We start from the raw sequence: 24,136 nt of genomic DNA, 5'->3' as shown, positions 1-24,136 counted from the left end.
GTTCAATCGTGGAGTGGACGAACTGCTACGCGCTCTACCTCAATTGAGAGGGCTTGATGCTGATCGCATACGTCGGATGCTGACTCGCGCGTGGCTGGAGGCTGTCGATCTTCGCGATCTGGGCGGCGACGGCGTCAGCGGCGCACAGGATCTCGGCGATCTCCGCCGATTGGCCACGGCGCTGGAGGTGTATGCCATCCTTGCCGATGAGATTGATTCAGAAACGCGGAAAGCATGTGCTTTCGTGGCGGCAGAGGCCCTCGAAGTTGTCCGAGAAGTTGTAACACTCAATCCTGGCCTGTCCCGTCCGTGGCTTTTTGGTACCGAGGACCGCTTCCAGCGAGTCGAAGCGGGGCTGCTCTATCTGATCGCTGGCTACGACGCGAATGCCGCTCTGGTCGGCAGAGATCTCGGTATCCGACCTACCAATGAGCCAACAGCCGCGGGCCAAGTGGAGTCATGGACGCTCGCTAGCATTCGAGCACTGCTCCTGCTGAAGTTGCCCCCTGGCGATGCTCAGCCACCTCCTCTCGCGCTTTATGCCAAGCTGCACGACCGTCTAAGAGATGCGATTCTGTTACGCCTAGGCGAAGCGGTCCGGGCACATCTTTTCTGGTTGATGTTCATCACTGACGACAGCACCAGGGGGATCGGTGCCATCAGGAGCCTCATCGCGGATATTGAGCGCCCGGCCGCGGGGTTTGATGCCAGCGCGTCGTATTCAGACCTTCACCACCTTGCGCTGCTGCTGTTGGCGGCGCTGGGAGGTACAGCAGACCGCGCGTTGCGGATGGTTCCGCCGCCACCGGACGACGGTGGTCGATTTGTGCGGTTTCAACGGCATCGGTCGGAGGAACGGCCTTTGCTGTGGCCCGCCGCTGCGGCCTACGTGAAGGCAGCGATGCCGGGGCCGCATACACATGCTGTGGTCTCAGTACCGACGGGCGCAGGGAAGTCCGCTGTTGCCGAACTTGCAATCGCACAGGCGATTCGCCATGGCTGGGTGCTCTACCTTTCTCCTACTAACGCTCTCGCGGGGCAGATCCGGCGACAACTCAACGAGGTGATTGGCGCGCTTCCAGGCGTGATGATTCGTGAATTCGTTGGGGGAGCAGAGTACACAGAGCTGGAGGGCGAGGCTCTGGGAACTGTCGGCGAGAGCCAGATCCTGGTCATGACACCCGAAAAGTGCTCACTCGCACTTCGGCAGGACCCGACTGCTTTCGAACGGATGACGCTATGTGTGGTTGACGAGGCGCACGCACTTGGTGAAGCTGGCCAGCGAGCAGTCATCGCAGAACTCGTGGTATCTGAAGTCCTTTATCGAGCACCGGCCGCCAGGGTTCTGATGCTGTCGGCTTTGATGGCGAATCCAGCGGACATCGCCGACTGGCTTCAGGGTGCGACGGGCGTAGATGCCTGTGTTGTGGACACACCGTGGAGGCCGACACGGACGCTACGTGCAATTGCAGGGCTGGATCGAGGTCTCTACCGCTCGAACAGGCATGCGGCCGCGAAGAAGGCGGCAGGTTTGTCGGGACGTCTCAAAAACGCGCCGTTCGATGCGCCGCTGGCTTTATTCGTGGGCTTGCAGGGGGCGTGGCGGACCTCAGATCCGTCCGACTTTGCTCTCGCGCCAACCTCGATTCGAATCTCACTAAAGTATCACCGCGACAACGGTGTCGACCTGTCTGGATACGTTAATGCGACGGTCCATGCGTTGGTGCAAGCGTTGGGGCGGGAAGAGCATCGAGTCCTCGCTTTCTTGCCTTCTAGCAAGCACTACTGTTTCGCCGCCGCCCGAAAGATGACCGGGTTCCCAGAAGCACGACCTGTCGAACTCACCGACGAAATCGACGCTCAATTGCTGCTTTCAGAAGCGGAGCTGGGAGGACCGAGCGCGTTGCGCGCAGCGCTCGGCAAGCGCCTCGCTGTACATACGAGTGCGATGCTGGCTGAGGAACGCAGAGCAAGTGAACTTGCCTTCGAGGGGGGAATTGCGCGTGCGATGTTCGCCACTGGAACTATCGCTCAAGGGCTGAATCTTCCGGCGACAGTTGTCGTTATCGGAGGCACGAAGATCGGTTGGGACCAGACGGCAAGCAGCCAGGAGGAGAAGGAGCGAGCACGCGCACAGCTGCTCAACGCGATCGGTCGCGCTGGGCGTGCGAACGTTGCACCACGCTCGATGGCTATCGTGGTACCGGACAATGCCATCGAAGTAGACACAAACACCCAGGTTGCTAACACCGTCGTCCAGGCCGAGTTTCTTAGAGATGAAGATGCTTCGACAGAAGTATCTAGCCAACTCCGCGGTCTGATCGACGATGCGATGAACGGATCGCTCGATGTCGACACCATGACAAGCTCTGAACAGACTGCATTCGCCTTCCTGTCTTATGCTGCCGAGGGAAACGCAGCCGAGGGAGTGCTACGCCGTAGCTGGGCTGTCCACAGCGCAGGCGCAACCTCATCTGCCGCGCAGCTCGGTCGAATGCTCGACAACGCGGGCGGCGCCTTTCTCAGGAGCAGATCGGCACCAGCCTGGGTAGCACTTGCCGCACACCGCGCCGGGGTCGCGCTGCCGGACGCCGCGAGTCTGTATCGGGTGCTCGAACAGCACCTGATCGACAACGCCCCACCGAGCACGATCCGAGAGTGGGCGAGGGCCATGCTGGTCGTGCTGTACACGCTGGACAGCGACGAACTCGAACAAGTGCTCCCCGCGAAGCCGTTTGCAGCAACGCAGATTGCACCTATCTGGTCGGGGGCGAATGACCAGAACTCGGGTTGGCGCACGCTGAACTCGGCATTGGGGGCGTGGTTCGATGGTGAGCCGCTGATAGAAGTCGCTCGCCATATAGACCAGAAAGACCCTCAAGGCAAGTTCGAACGTGGGCAACAGGATCCGCTTCCTCGAACGCTGCGGGTCGTGAACGACGGGTTCAGCTTCCGCTTGTCCATCGTCGCTGGCGCGCTCGGTGCGATCGTAGCTGCTGGCCGTGAAAACTCGGCCGAGCCCACCTGGGATTTGCCCGAAGACAGCACGCGAACTCTCGCTCTCCTGCCGCTAGCGATTCGATACGGTGCTGGCTCTCCCAGCGTCATCGCCTGGATGCGGGCGGGGGCACGACCACGTGTTGTTGCCCATCTCCTGGATCGCCTCGTGCACCCACCTACCGGTTTGGACGACGATGCGCTTCACTCCTGGGCACGCACACAGCTCCGAAGCATCGGCATGCGAGAGATTCGACCTGCTAACACGGAAGAAGAACGAGCGCTGATCGACGCGTTGATCACCGCAAGTACGGCGATCTAACGGGACCAGGTGCAGCTATACAATCTAACGGGGCCAGGTGCAGCTATACAGAGGAGTGACACATTGTCGTCTCCCCCCCGTGTGCAGGCTCGGGAGTGTGTAACGAACGTCTCACCCCGGCCAGATGTGCGCACTACGTACTCCATGTCGCCTGAGCAGCGCGAGGAACAGCTCAGAATTCTCTCGGTTCCACCACCAATCGGGTCGGCCGATTCATTCAGCGCCCAGGAGGCATTTCGAGTGCCAGACAGGCTGTCCGACCGCTCGATAGGCGGCAGATGCGGATGTTCGCCAACACCCTTGGCTCAAGATGCCATGGCGGCACGCAATCGTTTGGCAACGCACCAGCCTCCTCCTGCGTCCACGACAGGACCCCGTTCTCCGCCATCAGCGCGTGGGAACTATTGCTCGTGGTACGGCACGCCCGGAGGCAACGGCGAGATATGCCAGTGCACATGGGAATTGCCTTGCTGACTACCCAGGCTCAGCAGATACGTATGTTCAACCTGCACAGTGGCTTGCACAGCCCGCGCGACCCGATGCACCAAACTCATCAGCCGCAGAAAGGCATCCTCGCCGAGATCGCCCACCACATGTCGTGGTGGATTTGCGTGAACGGACGGTGGCGAAGGTCGACCTAATCGGGTTTGGTGGTGCACAGGTGCATCCAGTGTTCGGCCAGGCTCTTACCCACATCAGGCGACCCGCTGTTTCGGGCGGGCGGTTGTCGGCATAAGAGCTCACCGAGATGGGGTCATCGCGCGCAGACAGGCCATTCCTGGGCAAGTCAAGACAGTCTGCTGGTGGCGCCGTCACCGCGGCTCGGTGGACGCCTTCCGGACGAAGAGCTCCTCCGGCCAGAAGGTGTCTCCCAACGTCAGCTGATCGAACAGAACGCAGACGGTTCCCGGCTTGTCCTCGGAATCCCAGACAGCCGACACGTTCCGGCCCCGTTCGTTTCCAAAGCGGCTCAGCCAGTAGATTCTGTCTCCCGGCCTTAGCTCGTATGCGCCGACCAACTGTCGGCCCGACGTCATGCGAGTACTCGGTTGTCCGACCCGCGCATCGAAACCGTATTCCCCGGTCGGCCGAGGGCATCGCCAGACGATCCGGAACTGCTCGTCGATCGGCAGGGCAGGTAGACCCACGCGCACTTCTTTAACTAGGTAGAACGCGACGAGCCGACGCGCCCTATCTGACATCGCGCGCCACGGTTTCGAGAGCGCCTCGGCAGATGCGTCAGCATCCGACTCCAACTCCGTGGCGATGGCAGCCAGATCGTGGTCGGTCGCGGTTTCGGTGTGGAGTACCTGGATCGACCGGGTCAACGCATCGGGTTCGACCCGAAGACGGTGTTCAATTCGCCTGGCCACGTAGTTGTCACGTGCGTCGATGTTGGTATGAAGCGGAGGTTCGTCGACGGCGGGTTTGCGAGCCCACTGAGCCGCGTCGAAACAGGCTGCCAGCCACTGCGCCTCGGCCTTGCTCAGTATCTTGTCCGCCACAACGGACATGCCGGGAAGGAGACCTGGTCGGCCGTTGGGATAGAAGTGCTCGGGGCCGATGTGCTCCGGATACCAGTCGAGGTCGCTGTGGAGCAAAGTCGCGAATCCCTCACCGCGGCGCTGCCAGAAGATCAAGTCCTCGCCAAACACGTTCACGTGGTGCTGCACGATGTCCGATGGACCGAACTCGACGCCCGCCATCTCACCCAACTGGGCCTGGATGATCCGGTTGCCCCGATAGCGGCTCAGGTAGGCTCTGACCTCGGCGACGAAGTCAGCCATGGAATCGTCATTCAACTCCTGGTCCGAGTTGACGGTGATCGTCCTGAGCACCTCACCTTCGCGCCGTGCCGACAGCAGTTGCTTGGTGGCATTGGCCCAATAGAGACCGTCGGTGTCCGGGTCATGCACAACGCAGAGCACCGGGATGTTGCCATCGGCCCAGGTGCCGCCGTGGTCACCGATCGGCACGGCATACCCGCCGGACCTGCGCCACGAACGGCCACCCTTGACCTGGATCTTGACCAGGTCGCCGGTGACCTCACCGTCCTCGGTGAACGTGACGTGTTGGTCCTCGCCGAAGTCGTTCTGGCCATCCACCTCCTGAACGATGTGATTGTGTCGCTCCAGCAGTGCCCGCAGCGCGTTGACCGCCGCACGACTAGGTTTGCGAGCATCAGGCACTTTCGGCAACGGACCCTCCGGATCATGGCGCGCGGTGACCAGAGGATGGTCCGCGACTGGTTGGACGCGTTCGGAGGATAACGGCTGGGGGACCTATCAAAGAGTGTGTAGCGGACATCCACCCCGGCGAGTAGGACTGACTCTGCACTCCTAAGGCCCGGAGCAGCCCGCGCGATCAGCGGCATTGTAGTGCGCCGTCGACAAAGCGAACTTGGCGGTCGTCTGTAGGGTCGGTTGATGTCGACGAGCATCGATGTTTGTTTCACCGTTTCTGGTTTGGTGCCCACGCAGGCAGATGCGGTGTCGGCCTTGTTCGAGCGAGTGGTGTGGGAGGAGCGACTTCAGCATGAGGTCGTGCTGGCGCGAAGCGACAATAGCGACGGGACCGTCGATGTCCGAGTCAGCTCGCCGGAGCCGGTGGGTTTCAGCCGCTTCTACTCCTGGTGCGAGGCGTTCGAAGAGCGTCTGCAGCGTCAGGTGGCTGAGTTGGTGCCCGGCGCCAGGGTGTCGTTCGAGCGCGAACACGCGATGACGGCCGACACCGCGCCGATCGCCCACCGGGTGTCCGGCCGAATGCTCAGCCTGCCCCTCTACCCCGCGATGACCGACGCCGACGTCGATGACGTCGCCGCCGGGGTCCGCAAGATCACCACCGCCTATCAACACTGAAAGGACGGCAGCACCGTGGTCAAAAAGGAAGGCACGCAAATCATCTTGGTCAACCCGCACGGCCAGGTGCTGCTGTATCTGCGTGACGACAAGCCGGACATCCTCTACCCGAACATGTGGAGTCTGCTCGGTGGGATGCTCGAGCCCGGTGAGACCCCGCTCGAGTGCATCGTTCGTGAGATCGCCGAGGAGCTGATCGATAACGCCAATGAGATCGGCTTCCAGCTCGACCCGGCCAAGGTGACGCACCTGTGCACACGGGACCTCGACTTCGGCATCGAGCACACCTTCACAGCAGCCGCCGACTTCGACATCGAGGACGTGACGCTCACAGAGGGCCAGGCGTTGCGATGGTTCTCCCGCGACGATGCCGAGAGGACCCCGCTTGCCTACGGCGACAACGCAATTCTCGAAACGTATTTCGGCTCCTTGACGTCTGCCTGATAGCTCGGTCACCCGAATCCGGTCGCCAACAGGCTCGGATATACCGCTGTGTTCCGAAAACTCTGCTGGGCCGAGGCCTCTGCCGGTCCCGCGGCTCAGCAGGTTCGGGCGCGATCTCGTCAGGATCGGGCCGCGATGAACTCGGGATTCCGGATGCCCGCGGTAAAGGCGGCTAGGGATTTCTACAGCCCGGACGACACATCCGGCTCGGCCTGCGGCGCAGCACCATCCAGACGACTATGGCCAAGGCCGGCAAGTCCGGCTGAGGAAGGTGGAGTAACACTGCGGCGGTCAGACCGGTTCCAGAACGTCCGGGCCGCTGACCTCTCAACCATCCCCTGCCCCGCGAAGATCCGAGACCGTCGGGTCCGAGCTCCACCGCGAGACTCTGATCGCTCCGACGGCCAGCAAGGCGGCCTCGATCCGTGCATAGGTCGGCATACATCCCGGCTCGAAACACACATTTACGTGCACATCGTCACCGCCGAAGCTCTCCGCGACAACCACACGGCCGCCGATTGCCGGGATCAGGAACGTTCGCACCTTCGAGTGCAAGCCATCTTGGGCGACGTGCAGGTCCGCTGCGGCGATCGCGTCCCGTACCCGGCTGGGCCCCTTACCGCGCCAGCTCTCGTAGTAGCGCAGTGGTGCCCAGGATTCGAACCACAGGACTGAACTCGCTGCGACAAGCCGGCCCGAGGTTGCGTGCGGTGCGGCCGCGTGCTCGCGCGAGTCCACGCGCAGGAGCCGTGGGGCGATTTGCGCTATCTGGCTGTCCACTACCTTGTCTGGGACCGCACCGCATCGGGCTGCGAGCTTCAGATCTTCGATGAGCCCGACCTGCACAGTGCCTTTGAATTGCTCCTGGTCTGCGGCTGATCCTGCCGACTCGCTGAACTCGGCATTCCAGGATACTTTATTTCTCGGTGAATTAGGACCGGCACTGTCCTATCTCCCCGACATACTCGAATTATGAGCGAAATCGAATCGACTGCGGGACAGCCGGATCAGGCCGACATCACCGACTACAACGATCCGAACGCGCCGTGGAACCAGGCGTGGGACCAGGAAGGCGGCATTGCCAACTGGAACGATGATGTGATCAAGGAGTTCCGGGAAAACTCGGGCAAGGTGGGTGGCGCCTACGCGGGCGGGGACCTCATCCTGCTCACCACCACCGGAGCCAAGAGCGGCAAGCGGCACACGACTCCGCTGGGACCCCTGTACCGGGACGACACCATGTACGTGAGCTCGTTCATCGAGGACAAGTACCCGGCCTGGTGGTACAACATCAAGGCGAATCCGCAGGTCACCATCGAACTCCGAGACAAGACCTACCAGGCGACCGGCAAGGTGCTCGAAGCCGAGGACTACGACGAGTTCGCGGCCTGGGTGCTGGCCAACAACCCGCTGCTGGCGGATTTCCAGTCCAAGGTCGACCGGCCGATTCCACTGGTCTTGCTGACCTTCAACGGCGAGGGCTGAGCGCTTGTTCGGTCAGCGCGGTTCGGTCGGTTGGCCACAGAACGAATCGCAAGGGCGTCGTGCCTACCCGTGTCGTGCCACGTCCTCGCACAGGATGCTCGGCCAGCGAGCGAGATCGGCCGGTGTGTGCGCCACCTCCAGTGTGGCCTTCGGCAGCAGGTCCACCAGCGCCTCGGCGGTCGACACCGGATGGGCGGGATCGTCTATCCAGGCCAACACTGTGGTCGGCACCTTGATCGCGGCGATCGCCTCGGGGGCGGGCAGGTCGCTCATCGCTGCCCCGCGGAGCAGTGAGGGCAGTAGGTGCTCGGCGACATCCGGCACGGTTTTCGGCGTTCCGAGAGTGGCCGGCGGGCGAGGCGCGGTGAGATCGGCACGGAGGAAGGCGTCGAGTCCCTGCTCCTCGATCAAGCGGGCATTGTTCTTGTAGATGTCGGCCTTCGCGGCGCGGGTGCGCCAAGCGGTCGCGGGCACCAGCAGGGTGAGGCCGGCGAATCGGCCAGGGTCGCGGACAGCGGCATGCAGCAGTGTCCCGGTACCCATCGAAGGACCGACACCGTGCACCTGCTCACCGGGGAACCAGTGGTCGAGCAGGTTCAGCAGGTCATCGGCCAGAACTGGCCACCGATAGTCCTCGGGGACGGTACGACCCGTCGAGTGGCCGTGGCCGCGCGCGTCGTACCGCAGCAATCGGGTTCGGCTGAGTCCGCGACCGAGATCGAGGTCCATCAGACGGTCGCGGTGGCGGCTGGAGGTGAGGCCGTGGAGTTGGACGACGGGATGGCCGCCCTCGTCGCTCAGTTCCACGTCGAGGTCGGCGCCGGGAACGCGGAAGGTCGGCACGGTGGCTCCAGGGTGCTGGTGAGACGGCGATCGCTCGGGAAGGAGCCTAGGATACCGTCATGCGGCTGACCAACGTCGCGCACCTGCGCCTGCCGTTCGGCCGCCTGCTGGGCTTCGACGTCACCGTGAGTCGGGTGGGCCGGTCACTTCCCGTGTCCTTCGATCAGCGACGCCACGTCGGCGCCGGCGACCGACCGGGATCCTGGATGGCGTTGTCCTTCAGGCTCTCCGCGCCGGTACCGCCCGACGAGCTCGCGACCGCCTGGCTGGCGGTGATCGAGCGGCACGGCACGCTGCGGTCGATCTTCGTGCCGGGCGAGGACGGCGAGCCTCGGCTGCACGAGGTCGATATCCGCCCTGGCGGTTGGGTCGAGCATGTGATCGCTCCTGGGCAGGCAGTCAACGATGCGCTGCGCGCCGTGCTCGACCGTGCTTGTTCGCCGTACGGTCGTCCTTCGCACCGGCTATGTGTGCTGGAGACCGCGGTAGGGCCGACCGTGGTGGTGGCCGCCGACCACTCGCACGTCGACTTGTGGTCGATGCTGGTGATCGCGCGTGACCTGCTCGCCGCGCTGGCCGCGGTGCAGCAGGGTCGTTCACCGTCGTTGCCGCCCGTACCCGCCTTCGCGGAGCACACCCGTTCGCTGCGGGACCGCCCGCCTGCGCCCGCCGAAGTGCACCGCCGCTGGGCAGAGGTGCTGGCGGGCAGCGGCGATGTGATGCCACGGTTCCCGCTGTCGCTGGGTGAGGCGACGTTGCAGGAGGAGCGCGTGGAGGTGCGCGATGTCCTGGATGTCGATGACAGCGCCGCGTTCTCGGCGCAGGCCCGCGACGACGGCGTCTCGACCTTGGCGCTGGTGGTGGGGGCGATGACCGAGGTGACCCGCGAGTTGGCCGGCACCGCACTGCGGGCGGTGTTTCCGGTGCACAGTCGGTATGACGCCACCTGGCACGACTCGGTGGGGTGGTTCATCACCAACTCGGTGCTCGAATCGGCCGACTCCGATCCCCGTGCCAGTGCCGAGGCGGTGAAGGAGGCCGTCCGGATGGGGTCCTGGCCGCTGGAGGACATCCTGCGTCCGTGGGGCGGGATGCCCGAGGTGCCGGGGATGTTCGCGATTTCGTGGCTGGACCTGCGTCGGCTGCCGGTGCGAGTCGACGCGACCGGATTGGAGGCGCAATATGTCGGCGCGACGATTCGGACCGACGGCGTGATGCTCTGGTTCGTCCTCGACGAGGCGGGGCTGCACCTGCGCTGCCGGTACCCGGACACTCCCGAGGCCCGGCGGCACGTTGGCGCCTGGCTGGACACGCTGATCGCCCGGCTGCAGTCGCGGGCACGGGCTTCGGTCGGTGGTCGGCTCCGACTCGGCGACCGGATCTATCGTGTGCAGCGGGCGCGGCGTGCCGACGTGCCGGCGCTGGTCGCGCTGCTCTCCGATGACGAGATCGGCCGTACCCGTGAAGGTTCCGAAATTGCCCGCTACGAGGAGGCGTACGACGCCGTCACCAGGGATCCCTCGCACTATCTGGCCGTGGTCCGGGACGAGGGCGACAGGATCGTCGGCACCATGCAGCTCACCATCATTCCGGGGCTGTCCCGCGGCGGCGCCACCCGCCTCCAGATCGAGGGAGTTCGGGTCGCTGCCTCGGAACGCTCTCGCGGCATCGGAACCGCGATGCTCGAGTGGGCGCACGACCACGGCAGGCACCGAGGTGCGACACTCGCGCAGGTCACCACAGACCGGGTCCGCAAGCGGGCTCACGCCTTTTATGCACGGCTCGGGTACGACAACAGTCACGTCGGGCTGAAGCGGGCGCTCTGACGGATCCCCGCCGCTCGCTCAGACCCGCTCCGTCCGGTCCGAGCTCCACCGCGAGACTCTGATCGCTCCGACGGCCAGCAAGGCATGCATCCCGGCTCGAAACACACGTTCACGTGCACATCGTCACCGCCGAAGCTCTCCGCGACAACCACACGGCCGCCGATTGCCGGGATCAGGAACGTTCGCACCTTCGAGTGCAAGCCATCTTGTGCGACGTGCAGGTCCGCTGCGGCGATCGCGTTGCCAGGAGGTCGGCATACCCGGGTGGCATCGCAATGCCCAACCGCGCTTCGAGCTCGTCGATCTCCGAAAGACGCACTGTGGCTATCTGTTTCGAGACGACGATCAGCGATTTCGGCGCGAACCTGTGCGGTGCCATCCAGGCTTGCGGGCACCTGGATCACCCGCCCGACCGGGGGTATCCGGTTCCGGAAGGCGAACTTTTCGGCGGAGGGGCGATATCGTCGGTGACCGGACGCACGGCGGTTGGCCGCAGGGGCGGAAGGTCGATGTCGCGTTCGATCGAGGTCAGGCTGACCGCGATGAGCAACAGCATCGTGACCAGGCTGATGACGACGATCAGCGGTGCGAGCATGGCCAGCGGGTCGGTGCCCGGCGGGGTGCCGTGATGGCCGCGGTGCGCGTGCATAGCCGCCATACCGGTGTAGTGCATGCCGCAGACCGCGACGCCCATGATCAACGCCGCGCCGACGGCGGCGGCCATGCCACGCACGTGCACGGTGAACCACAGCGCCGCGGTGGCGGCGACGACCGCGATCATCAGCGACAGAGTGACGACCCGCCAGTCGTAGCCGATCGTCGCGTCGGATCTCATCGCGTACATGCCCGTGTAGTGCATACCGCCGACGCCGAGGCCGGTGATCGCGCCGCCCGCCCCGAGCGCCAGAGGACGCGGCCGGGGCGCCTGCACGAGCGTCAAGCCGATGCCGACCACGACGATGGCGGTGGCCGCGCTCAACAGCGTGATCGGCACGTCGAAGCGGATCTGCGCGTCCTGGATCGAAAACCCCAGCATCGCAATGAAATGCATGACCCAGATGCCGGTGCCACCGATGGCCAGCGCGGCCAGTCCGAGCCAGAGCGCCCGGTGCTCACCCGCACGGGCGCGGGCGGCGCACTGCAATCCGAGCAGTGATCCGACGAAGGACATGAGATAGGCCAGCACGGGCGTCAGCCACCCGTAGCTGAAGTGGTAAATATGCAGCACTCGATCCCCGCTACCGACCGGCTTTGGTCGTGAACCTCGAAGCAGTCTGTCGGCCCTCACGTTAACGGTGAGGTCCGGCCGGGGGTGCCACAAAGCGTCAACGGGGACAGTGGCTTCAGTCACATGGCGGTTCACTGGAAGGCAGCTCCGAGACCATCGACGACGACGCCTCCGTGCGTGCCCATCACACGCACGGTCAAGCCGATGTCTCAGTTGCGCAATAGCTTTCGCGGGCAATGGTCTGCTGCTAACGTCTTCGCGTCCGACACAGCCTACGGGACGAGAACGAAATGACAGTTGACGCAACAGATTCGACGTCGGCCGCGGAAACACCGCTGTGGCTGCGAGGCCGCGATGCCGTGGTCGCGGCGGCCAAGCCCGAGGACTGGCGCAACGGAGCGCCCGACTACCACCTGACCGAGCTCACCGTCCCGCGCGAGCGAACCACCCAGCACGCGCCGGGATCGCTCGAGGCGATCGTCGAAGATCTGGTCCGGGTCTTCGAGATGGAGGTCTCACACAAGAAGGATCCGGCGACCTGGGTCTCGCTCGTGGCCGAACACTACCGTGGCCGCGTCAACGGCGGACCGTGGCAGGACGCCGAGGAATTCGCGCGGATCGGTAGCTACAACATCCTGATCGGCGACAACCCGTATTACGACGCCGAGAACGAGACCTTCGAGAGCTCGCACCACATTTTCCACACCGCGATGCCGAACGGATTCTTCTGGGAGGTACTGGAAGTGATGGCGGGCCCGCCGAATGTCACCTTCCGCTGGCGACACTGGGGCACCTACGACGGCCCGTACCGCGAACACCAGCCCACCGGCGAGCTGATCGAGATGTTCGGCGTCACAATCGCCAGAGTCAGCGACGACCTCCGCATCCTCGAGCTCGAACACTTCTACGACAACAGCACGCTGCTCGGCCCCCTGGCCCACGGCTGCCCGGTCACCGGCTCGAAGTCGTAGCCAGTCGAGAGCCGGGGCGCGACATCAATCCTGGAACGCGGGCTCACGACTCCGAGGTAATGCGGCAGACGGCCATCCCGCAGGTCTGCCGTGTGGGGCGGTGTTGTCCGGATCTCCTCGCGCGTGACAGCGGCCATCTGGTGACGTGGCGTCGATCGGCGCGCACGCGGTCAGTCCGACCGCGGCCGTCGACTCCCGTCTTGCGAGCAAGTAACGAGTGTGCGCGCGAACACGATTCGATCCGTAGACATCGGCGCGCGGAGGGGACGGGCATGATGATCGACCCGCGATGCGGTGGGGCCTCGCCTCGGTGCGGCTCCACCTCCGTGTTCAGGACATGAACAGTGGGCGGTCCGCGTCCGGGATCCAGCTCTGCGTGGCGGTGTCGCGGTTGTAGTTTTGTGCGACGTGCTCGACGAGGTGGGGAAGTCCGGGGTGTGGGTTGGCGTGTGGACCACAGGAGCGCAAGGGGATAGGCGGGCGTCGGGTCGACGATGGTGACGCGGCGTAGCCGAACTGTCCCTCGTCGGCCACCGCGACGAACGCGCGCACCGCCGCGAGATCGAGATCCACCGCCACCTCCTCCGACAAGTGGCCGCGCACCGACGCTAGGAACTCTCCCGGCGGAGTTCGTGGACGCGAGCGATCACCACGATGCCGTAGCCGAGGCTGCCGAGCACGACGAAACCACCGATCAGCGTCTCGATCAGGCCTTCGAGCCGAGCGGAGCAGCCGCGAAGCGGATACATCTCCGCTGCACCGATGAATTTCGGGCGAATCCGCCGTCGGTTCCTCTGGATAGACCGAACGACAGGAGTCCAGGCATGACGAAACCGTTCCGCTTCGGGGTCGTTGCCCCGCTCAGGTCCGATCTCCCGACGTGGCGGGATCGCGTGCGCCGCATCGCCGACATCGGCTACTCGACGCTGTTGGTTCCCGATTTCCCGCTGATGCAACCGGCGCCAGGGCCCATGCTGGCCACCGCCGCCGCCTTGACCGACCTGCGCGTCGGCACGTGGGTGTACGCCTCTCCGTTTCGGCCTGCCTGGCTGACGGCGTGGGAAGCGCACTCGCTGTCGCTGCTGACCGAGGGGCGCTTCGAGATGGGTATCGGCACCGGCAGACCGGGAATCGAGGACGAGCTGCGTGACAAGGGAATGCCCGCCGTACCACCGCCGAACGGCCGTCTGGCACAGGTCCGGGAGACCGTCGAGAGGCTGCGAGATCTCGACGGTCCCGACCGTCGCACGCCCGTGGCGATGGCGGTATTCGGTCCGAAGGCCAGGGCGTTGGCGGCCGAGGTCGCGGACACGGTCACCTTCGCGCTGGGCGATCACCCTCGGGGCGAAGTTCAACGGCTGGCACGCGACTTCCGCCTCAGCGGGAAGGTCGAGCTCGCGCTCGCCGTGGGGGTGATCGGTGACTCGGTCGCGCCGCACATGGCGCACCCCTCCACCGACCCCGCTGCGCTTCGCGCGGCGGACGCACTGACCATCCTTCCGGATGATCCGGCGGCCGCCGCCGAGGAAATCCAGCGGCGCCGGGAGGAGATCGGCTTCTCCTATTTCGTCTTCGGCGCCGACTTCGCCGAGAGGTTCGCTCCGGTCGTCGCCGAGCTCGCCGGACGGTAGCCGGACGTCGAGACCAGACCTCGCGAATCTAGGAGGCGCAGCCGATCGCGCTGCCCACGTTGGCGGGAACGCCGTGCCTGTTCACGCAGTCGAGGGCCTCTCCGACATCGATGACGCGCCAGTGCGTGTGGCCGTTCTGCTCGGAGTACTCGAACAGGTACATGACCGGGTGCAGAGTGCCCTCCGGCTGGGCCATCGCCGAGGCGAAGGTGCCACTGCATCGTGCTTGCTGGAGATCGGCCAAGGGATACCGAGGCAGCCCCGTCATTCGCAACGTGGTGATCAGGTACTCGCGAGTCACCTCGGCGCAGGGATCGGCCACCGGCGCCGCGGTCGGCGGCGGTGCGGGCGCGGCCGAGGGTTCGGGCGTCGGTGCGGAAACGGGCTCGGTGCCCCCGTGGGCGGGTGTCGGCGGCTTCTCCGCAGCGGGCACCGTGGTCGGCGCAGCGGGAACCGTGGTCGGCGCGGCGGATGATGCGGTCGGCGCAGCGGTCACCGTGGCCGCACCGGTGCCAGAGGCCGACGTCACGGGATCGGATTCGCTTTCACCACCACACGCCGTGAGAGATAGAGCGATGGTGGCCGTAACGGCAGCGAGTAGAGCAGTTCGAGTCACAGTGTCTCCTGGTAGAGCCCAGCCTCGATCGCAGTCGCTGCTGGAGCGACTGTGCGAGTAGGGATTTCGAATTGTTCGAGCTGTCGCGGTCGACGCCGCGTGATGGATCAGTCTCGGTAGATCGTTACGTAGGCGTTGGTAGCGGTCCCGATACTCATCGGGCCCAAGCACGAGGCCGTGCCCTGGCCGGACGGGCCGAAGGAACCACTCCACGACCCCTGGTAAGGGCCGATGGCCATGAGCGGAAAGGCGTTGGGCACGCCGTGCAGGCCGAAGCACTCGACGATCAGGGCGTACTCCCGCCCAGGGGGTCCGTCGTCGTGGCACTTCGCCGTCGCGCCGACCAGGTCCCGCGTGACAGCGCAGTCCTGCGGCGCGGCCTGGGCCGCACCGGATCCGAGCACCGTGGCGAAACCCGACACCGCGGTGGCGGCCACGATGGCTGTCGTCCTTCGCATCCGAAATCCCTTCTGCCGCATTGCTTCACTGTCGCTCGAGTATCGATCGCCCACCGTGCGTCGTTACAAACCGGAGGACAGTGCTCCGGCTCATCTCCGCCGGCGACCGGCTTCGAGCAAGCTGCGCGACGCTGTGGTCCCGATCAACGTCGGAAACGGGCCGACGTCACGGGCCTAGCTGACCTGCGGGTCGGAAGCCGCCGACCGGAGGGGACTATCTCGAACGCTCGACATGAGGGAGGCTGGAGTGGGTGTGTCGGATCGGTCGGTCCGCGAGCGGCGGGCCGTTCATACGGTTGTTCGAATCAAAGCGTGAGACAGATGTCCGAGGCATTTCGCTCTGTATCCGATCTCCGGGATCGCAGGCATCGAGCCGGGCGATCGCGGTGGGATCGGGGGAGAGGGGAGATCGTGCGCTGGTTCGCGGTGGCGGCCGTTCTGGTCGTGTCGATGGTGTGGCCCGCGGCGAGTCCCGTCGGCGCGGAACCGGGCGCGAACTGGCAGGCGGAGTTCGATCGGGTCGTTCTCACCTCGGGGGTGCCGGGCGCGCAGCTGGTGGTGAGCGGCGACGCGGGCGAGATGCGGCTCAACAGCGGGGTGGGCGATATCGGCACCGGAGCCCCGTTCCCCGACGACGCGCGGTTCCGCATCGCGAGCAACACGAAGTCGTTCGTGGCCGCTGTCACCTTGCAACTGGTAGGCGAGGGGCGCGTCGTGCTGGATTCGCCGATCGATGCCTATTTGCCCGGCGAGGTCAGTGGACCCGGCGGCGACGGTCGCCGCATCACCGTGCGCAATCTGCTCCAGCACACCAGCGGCATCCCCGATTACCTGAACGAGGTGGATCTCGACAGCGTGGCCGGCATGCAGCGGTATCGCCCGGCGTCCGAGCTGATCCGAGCCGCGCTGGACCGGCCCGCCGAGTTCGAGCCGGGTGCCCGATGGGGGTACTCGAACACCAACTATCTGATCATCGGCTCGTTGATCGAACGGCTGACCGGCCTGCCCGTCGGCGTCGAGGTGACGCGGCGGATCATCCTGCCGCTCGGCCTGCAGGAGACCTACTGGCCGCTGTATCCGGTCGAGCAGGTGGTGCGTGGACCGCATCCGCGCAACTATCTCGTCGTCGGACCGGAACGCGTCGACATCACCGATATCGATCCGAACTGGGGACTCGCCGACGGCGCGATGGTCGCCAGCGGACGGGACCTGAACCGCTTCTTCATGGCGCTGATCACGGGCCAAGTGGTCGCGCCAGCGCAACTCGAGCAGATGCGCACGACGATTCCGAGCGGGGTGCCGTTGCTCGACCAGGAGATCGGACTCGGGCTGTTCCGCAGGGTGAATCGGTGCGGCATCGAGACGTGGGGCCACGGCGGCTCCATCGCGGGCAGCAGCGTGGTGGGTGCGGCCACCGAGCGGCACGCGGTCACCATCGCGATGAATCAGCTCCCCACCCTCGTCGCCTCGCTCGCTCCGCGCGGGGGAGTGCAGGACGTGATCGACATGGTCCTGTGCGACCTCGCCCGGTGAGTGCCGCTCGGAACGCCGATTCCGAGCGAAGCGGCTCCGGCCGAAACCCGGAGCGGTTCCCGGCCTGCGCACGCGCCGATGTCGCGGCGGGCGGCCGCGCACCGAGGGTAGCCCAGGGCGGGGCCGACTGCTCCGGTAAGCGGGGCACGATGCGGCGAAACCGCTGTGCGCCGATCCGCGGCGGGGAATGATGCGGGAGTGGACGAGGCGACGTACCGGGAGACCAGGAACTCCCTGCACGGCACGGCGGAGCTGCTGATCGCCGGGCCGCAGTACCGGCGCGACGGCACGATTCGGCTACGGGTGGTGCTCGGCGGTTTCGGCGGGGCCCGGCTACCGGTGTCGGTGGTCGGCGCGAGCCTGATCGGGCCGACCGGTCGCGTACCGCTGACCGGCACCTACCGGCAGTTGGCGGAGGCCGCGGGCCTCGAGCCGGGCGCACCGGAAGGCGTGTACGCCGAATCCAGCGGGCGCGGTCTCGACGACGAGATCCGCGTCGACGAGAAGGCCGCGGCCGTGATCGCCGACTGGTTCGCCACCGGGGACGCGGCCCTGCGCTGCCTCGCGCCCGACGTCACCCCGGTGCTGTGGCCGGAGCACTTCGACCTGTCCAGCACGCTGGACGAGGTGAATTTCGGTGTGTCGCCCGGTGATTCGTCGCATCCGGGTCCGTACGCGTATGTCGGGCCGTGGACACCGCGCACCGGCGAGTTCTGGAACGCGCCGTTCGGCGCGCTGCGCCCGCGTGCGCAGGTGGGCACCGTCGCCGGGTTGCTGGCGTTCTTCGAGGAGGGCAGGGACCGCGCCGCGGCCGGTGAGTGATGGCCGACCGGCGCCCGATCGCTCGGCGCTCAGCCGAGGCTGAACGGTGCGCCCCAGACGGTGAGGTGCGACGCGACGTTCGCGGTTTCGATTTCCACGCGGATGAAGGCTCGGGCTTGGGCGTAGCCCGCGCATCCGGTCAGTGCGATGGTGGAGTCGGCCCAGATGACCGAGGCGGTGTTGCCGCGAAAACGGTTGACGGGCTTGTGGTCTTCGTTGCCGAAGTCGTCGGGGACCTCGACATCCAGCAGATAGAACGAGCGGGTCTGGCCAGGGCCGAGCGAGAGCGCGCCGCCGGACTCCGCGCCGACGTTCGGGCGCACGTTCTGCCCGTCGCGCCAGCTGAGCCCGCCTTCCACGCCCCCTTCCATCGCGCCGCCGGAGATGTCCACCTGGCAGCCGACGGTGTAGCCGGGGATGAGCTTGCCGCCCGGCCGGTCGCCCGCGCCGGCCACCTCGACGTGCGCGCTGCCGGACACCCAGGCGTTGCGGTGCAGCGGCGTTGCGCCGAGCGAGGGGCTGATGGTCACCGATTCGCCGGTGAGGCGCACGGTGACCACCGTCCCGTCCATGAGCGTCTGCACCTGGTGGGCGCCGGGTAGCGGCACCACCACGTCGGCGCCCGCGGTGCCGCAAGCCATGGCGGCGACACCCGCCGCCACCACCGCCGTGGCTCGTCCGATCTGTTTGCGACAGTTCATGATTCCCCTTCGATCTCGGCCCGCCCGTCAGGACGGGGCGGGTGCGTCGTCGTGTTCGGGTGCCGCGGGATCCTGGACGAAATCCTGGCGGCGGATCAGGAAAAGTGCTGCGGCGCCGACGATCACGCTGGCCAGCCCGCCGATGGTCGCCACGGCGTGCAGGCCGGACACGAACGCCCGGTGCGCGGCGTCGGTCAACTCGGCCGCGTGCGCGGCGGAGGTTTCGTTGGTGAGCCGGTCGATGGATCCGGCCGCGACCGTGTCCACCGCGGCGGCGGACACCGGCTGCCCGGACAAGCTGTCGGCGATCCGCGCGTGCGCGACCGCGCCGAGCACCGCGACGCCGAGCGCCGAACCCACTTGCTGGAAGGTCTCGTTCACTCCCGAGCCCATGCCGGAGTCCTCCGGCGCGACGATGGCGACCGAGGCGTTGGCCCGCGGCGGATTGAACAACCCCATGCCGATGCCCGCGACCAGGAACGGCACAAGGGCGGCGGTCCAGTCGTCCTCGGGGCCGATGGCGTTCAGCAGCAGGAACCCGATACCGGTCAGGATCAGCGCCGCGCCGATCAACCGGTTGGTCGCGACCCGCACGCTCAACACGCCGCCGAGCACGCCCGCCACCAGCAGCATCGCGGTGAGCGGCAGGAAGCGCAGACCGGTCTCGATGGCCGAGTGGCCAAGCACGCCCTGCATCCACAGCACACCGAACAGAATCACCGGGATCACAGCGAAATTCAGGACGAACGTCGCCGCCGACAGGGCGTCGAAGGTGCGGTTGGCGAACAGCCCCAGATCGAGCATGGGATGCCTGCCGCGGCGCTGCACCAGCACGAACGCGGCGACAAGCACGACGCAGCCGGTGAAGCACAGGATGGTCGAACCCGCCGTCCATCCGACCACCGGACCGCGAATGATCCCGTACACCAACAGGAACAGCGCCGCCGAGAACAGCACGAGCCCGGCGCGATCCACCGGCCTGCCGCCCCGTCGTGCGCTCTCGGGCACCTTCGCCAGCACCACGAGCAACGCCAGCAGCCCGGTCGGCACGTTCAGATAGAACACCCAGCGCCAATCGATTTCGGTGAGCGCACCGCCGACAAGCGGACCGGCGGCGACGGAGATTCCCGTCACCATGCCGAACAGGCCGAACGCGGTACCGCGTTCCTTGCCGGTGAAGGCCGCGGCGAGCATCGCGGGGCCGACCGCGTAGAGGACGGCCGCGCCGACGCCCTGGACGCCGCGCGAAAGGTTCAGCAGCAGAGGGCTTCCCGCGACGCCGCATGCCACCGACGCCGCCGTGAACACCACGAGACCACCGGCGAACAGGCTGCGCCTGCCAACCCGGTCCGCCAGCGAGCCGCTAGTGAGCAGGCAGGCGGCCATACCGAGCGCGTAGGCGTCCACCACCCACTGCAGCGCGCCGAAGCTCGCCGACAGGTCGGCCTGGATGGCGGGCAGCGACACGTTCACCACGGTGATGTCGAGGGTGAGCATGAACGTGGCGACACAGACGGTGGCCAGCACCCACCACCGGCTCGGATCGCGCACCGGTTCGAGCGCCGCCGAAGCCGTGGTCACGGGGCGTGTGGTGGTCATGGGGTCTCGCTCCAGCCGTGCAATAGGAAGACGGGATGTCTGTGCGCCTCGGCGGTGAACACGCCGGGCGCCGAGCGCGGTGAGGCGTCGAAGTAGGGGGTCGTCACCGGCGCCTTCTTGACGTAGTGGTGCAGCACATGGCCCGCGCGCTCGCCGTGCACCGCCTCCGCCCACACCCGCTGTTCGTCGTTGCCGCGGCGCAACAGCACGACGTCGCGTGCGCGCACGTTGTGCACCCAGCCCACCTCCCCGTAGGGGGAGACGAGCCATCGCTCTCCGTCGAATTCGATGATGCGCACCGGGTTTCGGCGCGCGCGGCCGCTGCGCCTTCCGATGGTCTCCAGGATGTACATGCCGTCCGGTCCCGCGCCGCGCGCGGCCAACGCCATCACGGCGCGGTTGATGACCCTACGGAACGGACCGGCCTGGTACTTCGCTGCCATGAGCTATGTCCTTCCGGGGCGGCGGGCCCGGTCAGAGGAGTCGACCGGGCCCGCCACGAAACCGACGATCACCGCGACAGCGCTGTCGAGGTCGCCACCGTTGTGCCGAGCGCATCTGCCGGTTCGATGCCGCTCGGCCGGCCTGCACCGCCGGGTTCCGGAGCCACATCGGCTCCAGGTTCGGGAATTCCGTACTTCTGCCACCAGTTGGCCAGCGGCTTGGGCGCCCACCAGGCCTTGTCGCCGAGCAGTCGCATCGTGGCGGGCACCAGCAGACCGCGCACGATGGTGGCGTCCAGGAAGATGGCGAGCACCAGGCCGACGCCGATCATCTTCACGATGGTGATGCCGGAGAAGACGAACGCGCCGAGCACCACCGCGAGCAACAGCGCGGCGCTGGTGATCAGTCGCGCGGTGTGCCGCACGCCGAAGGCCACCGACTCCACCGGATCGCCGCTGCGCAGGTAGTGCTCGCGGATGCGGGCCAGCAGGAACACCTCGTAGTCCATGGCCAGACCGAAGGCGATCGCCATGATCATCATCGGCATGTTCGCGTCCATGAATCCCGCGGGAACGAAATTCAGTGGGCCGGAAAGGAATCCGTACTGGAAGATCAGCGCGACGATGCCGAAGGTTGCGAACAGCGAAAGCAGGTTCATCAGCACCGATTTCAGCGGGAGCAGCACCGAGCCGAAGGCCAGGAACAGCACCGCGAACGACACCACCGTGACGATCAGCAGCATCCACGGCAGCCGCTCGGCGAGCATGTCGAGCAGGTCGGCCACCGCAGCGGGGCGGTTGGTGAACGAGGCGGTCGCCTCGGCAGGCGGCTCGACGGCGCGCAGCTGGCGCACCACGTCGCGGATCGGCGCGTCCATCGAGTCCATCGAGTAGCCGAGCGTGACGCGGGCAAGGTCGCCCGCCGTTCCTGTGACAGCGGCGCTGTCCACGCCCTGCACCGCGCGCAGCCGGTCGAGGTAGCCCGAAAGCGCTTGCTGGGCTTGCGGACTCGCGGCATCGCCGGGCATGTCGACCACCGCGGTGATCACCTTGGTCGGATCGAGCGGGAAGTCCCGATCGAGTTCCTCGGAGACGACCCGGCTGTCGGTGCCCGCGGGCAGCGCCCAGTCGGCGGGCCGCGACCAGGTCGCGCCGAGCAGCGGCAGACCGAGCAGCACCAGCACGAGGCCGATGCTGCCCGCGGCGAGCACCGGACGGCGCATGACCGCGTGCGCGACCTTGTACCAGCGCGCGCCCGGCTCGCCGCCGCGCTTGCCGAACGAGGGCAGCGGGATTCGCAGTGAATTGATGCGCATGCCCGCGAAACGCAACAGCGCGGGCATCACGATCAGCGCGCCGAGCACCGCGAACAGCACCACGCTGACGCCGGAGTAGCCGAGCGAGGTGAGGAACCGCGACGGGAAGATGACCAGGCCGCCGAGGGTGACCGCGACGGTGATGCCGGAGACGGCGACGGTGCGGCCCGCGGTGGCCATGGTGGTACCGATGGCGTCGTCCACCGTGCGGCCCGCGGCCAGTTCGTCACGGAAGCGGTTGACGATGAGCAGCGCGTAGTCGATGGCGAGGCCGAGGCCCAGCAGGACGACCAGGTTGATCGAGAAGGTGGACAGGTCGGTGAAGTTGCCGACCACCCGCAGCACCGCGAGCGAGCCGACCGAGACGACGATGCCGACTGCGAGCGGCAGCGCCGCGGCGATCGCGCTGCGGAAGATGACGATCAGCAGGATGAGCAGCAGCGGGAACGAGATCAGCTCGGCGCGGGCGAGGTCTTCCTCGGTGATGTCGTTGAACTGATCGTTCACCGCGACGAGGCCGCCGAAGCGGACCTCGAGACCGGGCTGGTCGAAGAGGTGCTCGATCTCGCGCCACACCACGACCCGGTCTTCCTCGATCTGGCCGGGCAGCTGCATGGAGATGTAGGTCTTGTGCCGGTCGGCGGAGACGAAGTCCGGGGAACCGGTGGTCCAGAACGTCTCCAGCCAGGTGTATGAGCTGCGCGGGACCTTGGCGACCGCGTCCTCGACCCGCGCGCGGAAGCGCGGATCGTCGACGGTCATCTCCGCGCTCTCGTACATGACCACCACGTCGGCGACGTGCCTGCCGAGCGTGGTCTCCAGGATCTCGTCCGCGTGGGACGACTCACTGGTCGGGTCGTCCAGTCCGGCGCCGCCGCCGAGCAGGTTGCCCGCACCGGAGCCCCAGAGACCGCCGAGCAGGATGAACAGAACGGTGCCTACCACCACCCATCTGCGATGGGCGGCGGACCACCTGCCGAGTTTCTCGAACACGATTCCTCCACCTATATAGAGTCGTACTATCCGCTACAGGTAGTGCTGCTATCTATTTCTGGAATGCTACGGCGGGTTGCCAAGCGCGGCAACAGCAATCAGACGAACGCCAGCACCCGCGCCGGCGCGCCGAAGCCGCCGCGCAGTTTGGCGGCGCCGACCACGAGGGTCGCGCCGCTTTCCGGGACGGTGTCCAACGCGGCCAGGTTCTCGATGCCGTACCGGCCGGAGCGCAGCAACATCCGGTGCACCATCGGCTCGAATCGGGTGCCGACGTCCAGGCTGCTGGTATCGGTGCCGAAGCCGACGATGGATCGTTCGGTGAGCAGGAATTCGGCGGCGTCGGGGCCGATGCCGGGAATCAGCAGGGCCAGCCGCAGCGGGTCGAAGGGCAGGTAGGCGGCGGGATCGTGGACGCGGTGGTACCAGCCGGTGTCCATCGCGACGAACGCGCCGTCGGGGATGCGGCCGTTGCGCCGCTCCCAGTCGAGCAGGTCCTCCACGTGCAGTTCGGTCGTGGTGTCCTGCGCCGCCCGCTCGGCGATGCGGACGACGCACAGCGGCGCGACCAGGTTCTCCACCGGGATCGCGTCGGCGCGCGCCAGTCCGCGCTGGGAGTGCGCCGGCACGTCGATGTGAGTTCCGGTGTGCTCGTTCATGGTCCACTCGGCGGTGTTGAAGCCGATGATCTCCTCGAACATCACCTGACGCTGCACCGGCGGGCGCACATACAGGTTGAACACCGGGAAGTCCGGCCCCACCGCGTGGGTCAGGTCGCGCACGCCGAATCCGCTGAGGTTCAGCGGTTGCGCCTGGGCGCGCGGTGCGCCGACCGCCCCCGCGGCGGCCGACGCACCCGCGATGCCGAGCGCCGCGCCCAGTGCGGTGCGCAGCGCACGCCGACGGCCGATGCCCTCGGCGGGTGTCGCGCTGCGGCCGTGCTCGTGCGCCGCGTGCGGTTCCCGAGCGCGGTGTCCGTGCCCAGCGCACAGGTCGTCGTGCGGCGGCGCCTCGGCCAGGGCGGCGGCGAGGATCTGCGGGGAGCACATG

At 66.6% G+C, this 24,136-nt stretch carries 22 protein-coding genes; 10 read left to right on the top strand and 12 right to left on the bottom strand.

The features are described from left to right. Positions 1–13: 13 nt before the first annotated feature. Positions 14–3,319 carry a DEAD/DEAH box helicase gene (locus CRP45_RS07860; protein WP_179830791.1) on the top strand — a complete coding sequence of 1,102 codons (3,306 nt, stop codon included), beginning with the start codon at positions 14–16 and terminating at the stop codon, positions 3,317–3,319. An 812-nt stretch (positions 3,320–4,131) separates the two neighbouring features. On the opposite strand, the gene CRP45_RS07850 is transcribed toward CRP45_RS07860, so the two are convergent. Beyond that, positions 4,132–5,508, bottom strand: a complete 1,377-nt coding sequence (locus CRP45_RS07850; RefSeq protein ID WP_097244374.1) for a DUF4365 domain-containing protein — start codon at positions 5,506–5,508, stop codon at positions 4,132–4,134. Between the two features lie 237 nt (positions 5,509–5,745). Here CRP45_RS07850 and CRP45_RS07845 point away from each other — a divergent pair, with 237 nt between their 5' ends. From CRP45_RS07845 to CRP45_RS07835, 4 genes are all read left to right on the top strand, one after another. After that, the gene (locus CRP45_RS07845; protein WP_143861367.1) at positions 5,746–6,177 is read left to right on the top strand and encodes a DegT/DnrJ/EryC1/StrS family aminotransferase; all 432 of its coding nucleotides are present in this window, start codon (positions 5,746–5,748) and stop codon (positions 6,175–6,177) included. A gap of 15 nt (positions 6,178–6,192) precedes the next feature. Then, a complete protein-coding gene (locus CRP45_RS07840) occupies positions 6,193–6,621 on the top strand; it encodes an NUDIX hydrolase (protein ID WP_097244372.1) in 429 nt (142 codons plus the stop codon). Positions 6,622–7,341: 720 nt separating this feature from the next. Continuing rightward, entirely contained in the window at positions 7,342–7,500 is a 159-nt protein-coding gene (locus CRP45_RS33715) for a hypothetical protein (protein ID WP_157107611.1), read from the top strand. 93 nt (positions 7,501–7,593) lie between these two features. Then, positions 7,594–8,106 carry a nitroreductase/quinone reductase family protein gene (locus tag CRP45_RS07835; RefSeq protein ID WP_097244371.1) on the top strand — a complete coding sequence of 171 codons (513 nt, stop codon included), beginning with the start codon at positions 7,594–7,596 and terminating at the stop codon, positions 8,104–8,106. Between the two features lie 63 nt (positions 8,107–8,169). Here CRP45_RS07835 and CRP45_RS07830 read toward each other — a convergent pair whose 3' ends face one another. Next, complete coding sequence (locus CRP45_RS07830) at positions 8,170–8,949, bottom strand: alpha/beta fold hydrolase (protein ID WP_067780663.1); 780 nt, start codon at positions 8,947–8,949, stop codon at positions 8,170–8,172. 59 nt (positions 8,950–9,008) lie between these two features. On the opposite strand from CRP45_RS07830, the gene CRP45_RS07825 reads away from it, so the two are divergent. Then, on the top strand, positions 9,009–10,775 hold the full coding sequence (locus CRP45_RS07825; protein WP_097244370.1) for a GNAT family N-acetyltransferase: 1,767 nt from the start codon (positions 9,009–9,011) through the stop codon (positions 10,773–10,775). 400 nt (positions 10,776–11,175) lie between these two features. On the opposite strand, the gene CRP45_RS07820 is transcribed toward CRP45_RS07825, so the two are convergent. Continuing rightward, the gene (locus tag CRP45_RS07820) at positions 11,176–12,003 is read right to left on the bottom strand and encodes an MHYT domain-containing protein (protein WP_097244369.1); all 828 of its coding nucleotides are present in this window, start codon (positions 12,001–12,003) and stop codon (positions 11,176–11,178) included. Between the two features lie 290 nt (positions 12,004–12,293). Between CRP45_RS07820 and CRP45_RS07815 the strand changes: the two genes are divergently transcribed. Beyond that, positions 12,294–12,974 carry a nuclear transport factor 2 family protein gene (locus tag CRP45_RS07815; protein WP_067780675.1) on the top strand — a complete coding sequence of 227 codons (681 nt, stop codon included), beginning with the start codon at positions 12,294–12,296 and terminating at the stop codon, positions 12,972–12,974. Between the two features lie 330 nt (positions 12,975–13,304). On the opposite strand, the gene CRP45_RS07810 is transcribed toward CRP45_RS07815, so the two are convergent. Both CRP45_RS07810 and CRP45_RS33710 read right to left on the bottom strand, forming a co-directional pair. Then, positions 13,305–13,547 carry a hypothetical protein gene (locus CRP45_RS07810; RefSeq protein WP_179830790.1) on the bottom strand — a complete coding sequence of 81 codons (243 nt, stop codon included), beginning with the start codon at positions 13,545–13,547 and terminating at the stop codon, positions 13,305–13,307. 35 nt (positions 13,548–13,582) lie between these two features. After that, a complete protein-coding gene (locus CRP45_RS33710) occupies positions 13,583–13,723 on the bottom strand; it encodes a hypothetical protein (RefSeq protein WP_179830789.1) in 141 nt (46 codons plus the stop codon). A 75-nt stretch (positions 13,724–13,798) separates the two neighbouring features. Here CRP45_RS33710 and CRP45_RS07805 point away from each other — a divergent pair, with 75 nt between their 5' ends. Continuing rightward, a complete protein-coding gene (locus CRP45_RS07805; RefSeq protein WP_097244367.1) occupies positions 13,799–14,605 on the top strand; it encodes an LLM class flavin-dependent oxidoreductase in 807 nt (268 codons plus the stop codon). Positions 14,606–14,633: 28 nt separating this feature from the next. Here CRP45_RS07805 and CRP45_RS07800 read toward each other — a convergent pair whose 3' ends face one another. Beyond that, entirely contained in the window at positions 14,634–15,134 is a 501-nt protein-coding gene (locus CRP45_RS07800; RefSeq protein WP_097244366.1) for a hypothetical protein, read from the bottom strand. Positions 15,135–15,328: 194 nt separating this feature from the next. Beyond that, positions 15,329–15,679, bottom strand: a complete 351-nt coding sequence (locus CRP45_RS07795; RefSeq protein ID WP_245909966.1) for a hypothetical protein — start codon at positions 15,677–15,679, stop codon at positions 15,329–15,331. 411 nt (positions 15,680–16,090) lie between these two features. Here CRP45_RS07795 and CRP45_RS07790 point away from each other — a divergent pair, with 411 nt between their 5' ends. Then, positions 16,091–17,212 carry a serine hydrolase domain-containing protein gene (locus CRP45_RS07790; RefSeq protein ID WP_179830788.1) on the top strand — a complete coding sequence of 374 codons (1,122 nt, stop codon included), beginning with the start codon at positions 16,091–16,093 and terminating at the stop codon, positions 17,210–17,212. Between the two features lie 198 nt (positions 17,213–17,410). After that, positions 17,411–18,034: a hypothetical protein gene (locus tag CRP45_RS07785; protein ID WP_097244364.1), complete on the top strand. Its 624-nt coding sequence runs from the start codon at positions 17,411–17,413 to the stop codon at positions 18,032–18,034. Between the two features lie 29 nt (positions 18,035–18,063). On the opposite strand, the gene CRP45_RS07780 is transcribed toward CRP45_RS07785, so the two are convergent. The 5 genes from CRP45_RS07780 to CRP45_RS07760 all read right to left on the bottom strand — a co-directional run bounded on the left by CRP45_RS07780 (position 18,064) and on the right by CRP45_RS07760 (position 24,135). Beyond that, the gene (locus CRP45_RS07780) at positions 18,064–18,735 is read right to left on the bottom strand and encodes an MspA family porin (RefSeq protein ID WP_097244363.1); all 672 of its coding nucleotides are present in this window, start codon (positions 18,733–18,735) and stop codon (positions 18,064–18,066) included. Between the two features lie 27 nt (positions 18,736–18,762). Beyond that, positions 18,763–20,334 (bottom strand): MFS transporter, encoded by a 1,572-nt coding sequence (locus CRP45_RS07775; RefSeq protein WP_097244362.1) that lies wholly within the window; start codon positions 20,332–20,334, stop codon positions 18,763–18,765. Beyond that, a complete protein-coding gene (locus tag CRP45_RS07770) occupies positions 20,331–20,777 on the bottom strand; it encodes a nitroreductase family deazaflavin-dependent oxidoreductase (protein WP_097244361.1) in 447 nt (148 codons plus the stop codon). The genes CRP45_RS07775 and CRP45_RS07770 overlap by 4 nt, the downstream gene beginning before the upstream one ends. Positions 20,778–20,845: 68 nt before the next feature. After that, positions 20,846–23,086 carry an MMPL family transporter gene (locus tag CRP45_RS07765; RefSeq protein ID WP_218841096.1) on the bottom strand — a complete coding sequence of 747 codons (2,241 nt, stop codon included), beginning with the start codon at positions 23,084–23,086 and terminating at the stop codon, positions 20,846–20,848. 98 nt (positions 23,087–23,184) lie between these two features. Beyond that, a complete protein-coding gene (locus CRP45_RS07760) occupies positions 23,185–24,135 on the bottom strand; it encodes a cyclase family protein (RefSeq protein ID WP_097244359.1) in 951 nt (316 codons plus the stop codon). Between the last annotated feature and the right edge of the window lies 1 nt (position 24,136).

The organism is Nocardia amikacinitolerans (assembly GCF_900215415.1).
GTDB lineage: Bacteria > Actinomycetota > Actinomycetes > Mycobacteriales > Mycobacteriaceae > Nocardia > Nocardia amikacinitolerans.
Note: the sequence above shows the minus strand (reverse complement) of the source record. Positions and strands in the feature narration are given on the sequence as shown.

Excerpts from the sequence above, each read along its gene's own strand:
- CRP45_RS07845 (WP_143861367.1), top strand. The coding sequence starts at position 5,746 with ATGTCGACGAGCATCGATGTTTGTTTCACCGTTTCTGGTTTGGTGCCC.
- CRP45_RS07835 (WP_097244371.1), top strand. The coding sequence starts at position 7,594 with ATGAGCGAAATCGAATCGACTGCGGGACAGCCGGATCAGGCCGACATC.
- CRP45_RS07825 (WP_097244370.1), top strand. The coding sequence starts at position 9,009 with ATGCGGCTGACCAACGTCGCGCACCTGCGCCTGCCGTTCGGCCGCCTG.
- CRP45_RS07815 (WP_067780675.1), top strand. The coding sequence starts at position 12,294 with ATGACAGTTGACGCAACAGATTCGACGTCGGCCGCGGAAACACCGCTG.
- CRP45_RS33710 (WP_179830789.1), bottom strand. The coding sequence starts at position 13,723 with ATGTATCCGCTTCGCGGCTGCTCCGCTCGGCTCGAAGGCCTGATCGAG.
- CRP45_RS07805 (WP_097244367.1), top strand. The coding sequence starts at position 13,799 with ATGACGAAACCGTTCCGCTTCGGGGTCGTTGCCCCGCTCAGGTCCGAT.
- CRP45_RS07795 (WP_245909966.1), bottom strand. The coding sequence starts at position 15,679 with ATGCGAAGGACGACAGCCATCGTGGCCGCCACCGCGGTGTCGGGTTTC.
- CRP45_RS07780 (WP_097244363.1), bottom strand. The coding sequence starts at position 18,735 with ATGAACTGTCGCAAACAGATCGGACGAGCCACGGCGGTGGTGGCGGCG.
- CRP45_RS07775 (WP_097244362.1), bottom strand. The coding sequence starts at position 20,334 with ATGACCACCACACGCCCCGTGACCACGGCTTCGGCGGCGCTCGAACCG.
- CRP45_RS07770 (WP_097244361.1), bottom strand. The coding sequence starts at position 20,777 with ATGGCAGCGAAGTACCAGGCCGGTCCGTTCCGTAGGGTCATCAACCGC.
- CRP45_RS07760 (WP_097244359.1), bottom strand. The coding sequence starts at position 24,135 with ATGTGCTCCCCGCAGATCCTCGCCGCCGCCCTGGCCGAGGCGCCGCCG.